General features: G+C 74.2%; 1 protein-coding gene. It reads right to left on the bottom strand.

Features of this window, described 5'->3' with window-relative positions; translation table 11 throughout:
• Positions 1-475: 475 nt before the first annotated feature.
• Positions 476-2,233, bottom strand: a 1,758-nt coding sequence (locus tag AB0G02_RS36100) for a S9 family peptidase (RefSeq protein WP_360803735.1), incomplete at its 5' end; no start/stop codon positions are given.

Below are 2,233 nucleotides of genomic sequence, written 5' to 3'. Positions count from 1 at the left end.
CTCACCTGCCCGCCAACCGGGCCTGCCCGCCAACCGGGCCTGCCCGCCAACCGGGCCTGCCCGCCAACCGGGCTCGGGGCCAACCCTGCTCGGCTGCCGTCCCTGCTCGGCGGCCAGCGCGGCCCGATGTTCGCGCGGCCCGGCACCGGTGCACCGGCTGGGCGGTCGGTCCGGCGTCCGAGCCTGGGCGTGGTGGGCCGGGCCAGCCGGTCTGGGCGATGCCGCGCCGGGCCAGGCAGTGCCGGGGTGCGGTGCCGCGCCGGTCCGGGCGGGCCAGACGGTGCCGGGCGTGCGGGGATGCGGTGCCGGGCCGGGTGTGCCCGGGGTGGGCAGGGCGGTCGGTCGCCGGTCGGGCGGGGTTGGCTGGAGTTGGGGGTGGGCGGTGGCGGTGGGTGGTGGGGAGACCTCCGGCCGCCACGGCGGCTGGTCGCCCGGCGGCTTCAACGGCCGCCGGGCGGACCGGCAGAGGGCGGTGTCAGAGGAGTTCCGGCCGCTGCCAGGGCTCGTCCAGCACGTGCTCGGCCAGGAACGCGAAGACCGTCTCGTACCAGACCTTGGCGTTGCCGGGGGTCAGGATCCAGTGGTTCTCGCTCGGGAAGTACAGGAACTTCGCCGGAACACCGTGTCGCACCAGGTCGAAGAACAGCCGCTGCCCCTCACCGATGGGCACCCGGTAGTCCTTGTCGCCGTGGATCACCAGCATGGGCGTCTTGACGTCCGCCGCCCGCAGGTGGGGCGAGTTCGCCTGCACCCGCTCCTGCTGCTGGAGCGGGTCGCCCATCTCGCGGATCCAGTAGTAGGAGTCGTCCGTCGTCCCGGTGAACGCGTCCAGGTGCCACAACGAAGCGTGCGTCACGATCGCCTTGAACCGGTCGGTCCGGGTGGCGATCCAGTTCGCCATATACCCGCCGAACGACCCGCCCATGGCGGCCGTCCGCGACTCGTCGACGTCGTCCCGCCGCACGGCCGCGTCGGTGATCGCCATCAGGTCCGTGTACGGCTTGCCGCCCCACGCACCCCACCCGGCGCGCACGAAGTCGTGCCCGTACCCGGTGGACAGCGCCGGGTCGGGCAGCAGCACCGCGTACCCCCGCGCGGCCATCAGCCACGGGTTCCAGCGCCAGCTCCACCCGCTCCAGCTCATCACCGGACCGCCGTGCACCCACAGCAGCAGCGGCGCGGGGCGTTCGGCCGACGCGCCGGTCGGCAGCACCAGCCACGCGCGCACGGTCCGACCGTCCTCGACGACCGTGTCGACCTCGGTCAACGTCCCGGGCACCGACGCCACCGCACCGGGCGCGGGCAGCGGGGTGGAGACCTGGTCCACACCGGACGCCGACAGCCGCACGGGCTGCGGCGGGTGGTCCCACGCGCTGCGCAGCGCGTACACCGCCGAACCGTCCGGGCTGACGCGCACGTCGGTGTACGCACCGGACGCGGTCAGCTTCACCACCGAGCCGGACGCCAGGTCGAGCTTCCAGATGGGCTGGTGGCCGCGGTGGCTGCTGGTGAAGTACACCGCGTCACCGGTCGGGCTCACCACCGGGTGATCGGGCTCCTCGGTGAAGTCCGCGGCCAGCTCCCGCACCGCGCCGGACTCGACGTCGAGGTGCACCAACGTGTTCGTCCACGGGCTGTCCGCCGTGGAGTCGAACGTGCGCACCGCGATCACGCCCGACGAGTCCGGCAGGAACACCGGCTGGGAGAACGAGTGCCCGTCGAGGTCGGCCAGCACGCGGTCGGTCGCACCGTCGGTCGACGTCAACCGCAACCGGGTCCGCGTGCCGTAGGACGCGCTCACCGGGACGCTCTCGGCGTGCACGACCCACCGCCCGTCCGGGCTGATGGCGGGGGAGTCCGGCAACCGCGACGCCGCGTTCGGCGTCAGGTCCACCAGGTCCTCCGACTGGTCGACGCGCTCGCTGTCCACACCGACCGGTGTCGTCGTCGCCAGCAGCCGGGGGAAGGTCGGGCCGAGGTCGGAGTCCCAGTACCGCACCGGGTACGCCTCGTGCAGGATCGCGGTCACCCCGGCGTCCTCGCGGGCCTTGCGGTGCTCCTGGTCCTGCTCGCCGAACTCCGCGGTCGGGTGCGCGCCCGCCACGAGCAGCACCCTGCCCGCGTCCCGCGCCACCGCGAAGTCCGACACCCCGCCGGCGGGGCGGTACAGCTCGCGCGCCTCCCCGACGGGCGGCAGCAGCCACAGCGCCGCCTTGTCGTCGGACTTGCGGTC

Origin of the sequence: Actinosynnema sp. NPDC023658 (assembly GCF_040639995.1) — a bacterium.
Lineage (GTDB): Bacteria > Actinomycetota > Actinomycetes > Mycobacteriales > Pseudonocardiaceae > Actinosynnema.
The sequence above is the reverse complement of the archived record's forward strand: the minus strand, read 5'-3'. Positions and strand labels throughout refer to the sequence as shown.